The 2,176-nt window shown below is 74.3% G+C and carries 3 protein-coding genes; all 3 read left to right on the top strand.

The features are described 5' to 3' along the window. Nucleotides 1-473 precede the first annotated feature (473 nt). Nucleotides 474-722, top strand: a complete 249-nt coding sequence (locus ACIQOV_RS38490; protein WP_380546675.1) for a hypothetical protein — start codon at nt 474-476, stop codon at nt 720-722. A gap of 18 nt (nt 723-740) precedes the next feature. Beyond that, entirely contained in the window at nt 741-1,526 is a 786-nt protein-coding gene (locus tag ACIQOV_RS38485; protein ID WP_401055431.1) for a helix-turn-helix domain-containing protein, read from the top strand. A 101-nt stretch (nt 1,527-1,627) separates the two neighbouring features. Next, the gene (locus ACIQOV_RS38480) at nt 1,628-2,038 is read left to right on the top strand and encodes a sigma factor-like helix-turn-helix DNA-binding protein (RefSeq protein ID WP_359906537.1); all 411 of its coding nucleotides are present in this window, start codon (nt 1,628-1,630) and stop codon (nt 2,036-2,038) included. Nucleotides 2,039-2,176: the final 138 nt, after the last annotated feature.

The raw sequence follows: 2,176 nt of genomic DNA, 5'->3' as shown, positions 1-2,176 counted from the left end.
GACGAAGGGGCCGTCACCGCCGGGGCCTTGGCCGCCCCCGGAACGCAGAGAGACCGCTCGGGCCACCAGGGCCGGGCGGTCTCTGCTGTTCGGGCGGACCCATGCGCCAACACGGCCCGCTGCCGATGTTCCCGAGTTGTTGGAGTGCACAGCGCCCCGGGTTCCGGACCCGCGGGTCCGGGTGACGCCGCTGCAAATCGTCACATCCAGCCAGGACGGCTCACAAGGGCATGCTGCACAAAGGCGCATCAAAATCCGGTTTCACTTCGTTGAACTGTGCGTTTCTGATAGGGCGTTCACGAGATTGCGGCCAGGGGCCGGGACCGTGGCGCATCAATCTTCGCGATGTTCACCGAACCGATTGGGATTCACCCGTACGCCTGACAGAGTGTGTGCCCACCGGGCACACAGTGCGACGCCAACCGCACAAGTGCCCGCCAGTTGGAGTGGACAGTGATATGGAGGACTCCTCGATGGCGAGGAAGCGGAACAAGCGCGCCCACACCCCTACCCACTGCGCGGCGGCGGAACCGGTACCGCCGCGCCCGCGCCCGTACCGGCCGCTCGCGGCCGGTGAAGCGACCGTGGTCGTCGTCGTGGTCGTCCTGACGGTCGCGCTGGCCGCCGCCCTGGTGGCGACGGGCATGTCGGCCGGGGCCGCGCTCGAACTGGCCACGGGCGGATGCCTGTTGGCCGCGAGGCTCCGACGGGAGCGGGCCTAGGAAGAGCGCCTGCCCGAGATGGGACGCCGAGAGAATCCGATCGAGGCGACCGAGCCGGCGCTGGGCCGGCTGGCCGTCTGGCTGCGGGAGCAGCGCGAGCAGGCCGGGTTGACGTACCGTCAGCTCGCCGCTCGGACCAACTACCACCCCACCACCCTGCAACGGGCCGCCGGCGGGCGCTCCGTACCGAGCTGGAAGGTCGTCGAGGCCGTCGTGCGCGAATGCGGCGGCGACCTCAAGACGGCCCGGCGCAAGTGGGTCCAGGCCAACTACTGGGCCCACGTGCCGCGCCCCTCGGGCAGCCGGCGGCTGCGGGCACCCCGGCGGGTCGACCCCGAACAGGTCGACTCCTTCGCGGACCTGCGCCGGGCGATGCACGAGATGCGCCGCAAGGCCGACTGGCCCTCCCTGCGGGAACTGGACCGCCGGGCCCGCGACCGGGGCGGACGCCTGCCCTCCAGCACGCTGGCCCTGGTCCTCAAGGGCGAGGCCCCGCTGCGCAAACCCGTCTTCCTCGCCTACATGGAGGTCTGCGGGGTCAGGGAGGCCCGCCGCGCCCTGTGGGCGGCGGCCTGGGACCGGACCAACAACGCCCGCACCCCGATCCCGGTCAACTCGCGCACGCACCACGCCGAGTTCGTCCGGGCCATGCAGTCCTCCAGCGCCGGCACCCCGACGGACATCCTGTTCCGCCTGTGGGCGACCCTGCGCACCAGCCTCGCCGCTGAACGGGGCGAGGGCCCCGGCCACCCCGCGGCGGCGGGCCGCGAAGGCACCGACGACAACCCGTCGGTGCTCGTGTGACCCGGTCCGCGGCCGGGACGCGCCACCCGCGCCCCGGCCGCGGACCGGGCCGGGCACCCGCCGCGGACCAGTACCCACCCGCGCCACCTCGGGACACCACCATGCCGACACCACGACGCCGTTCGGCAGCCCCCGGGCCCGCCCTGGGCCTGTGGGCGCTGCACGACCTGCACCTGCGCCACTACCTCGACTACGCCGAACTGCTCCTGCCGCCCGCCGACGCGCCCCTGGCCGTCCGCGCCGCCTTCGAGGAGCTCGGCGGCCACTGGCTCGACGCCCTGTCCACCGCCAGCCCGGCCGCCTGCGCCTGGCAGGCGGTGCGCCGCCGGGTCTGCACCCTGGCCGGCCCCCGGCCGCTGGGCCCGGTCGCCCACCTCACCGCCGCCCAGCAGGACGTCCTGCTGCTGCACCTGGTCCTCGACCTGTCCGCCGCCGAGATCGCCGCGCTCACCGGCACCGAACCCGCCGCCGTCCACGTCCAGCTCCGCTCCCTGGCCGCCGCCCGCCGCTGACCGGGCGGTGCCGGCTAGGGGGCCGGCGGGTAGCCGCGGGCGTGGACGAGGTCGCGGGTGAGGCGGGTGAAGGCGCGGGCGGCGGCGCTGCGGTAGGCGCCCTCGCGGTGCAGGAGGGTGACGGTGCGGGTGGGCAGG

The sequence above is a fragment of the Kitasatospora sp. NPDC091257 genome (assembly GCF_044757675.1).
GTDB classification, from domain to species: domain Bacteria; phylum Actinomycetota; class Actinomycetes; order Streptomycetales; family Streptomycetaceae; genus Kitasatospora; species Kitasatospora lactacystinica.
This window is presented reverse-complemented; position numbering and strand designations above follow the sequence as displayed.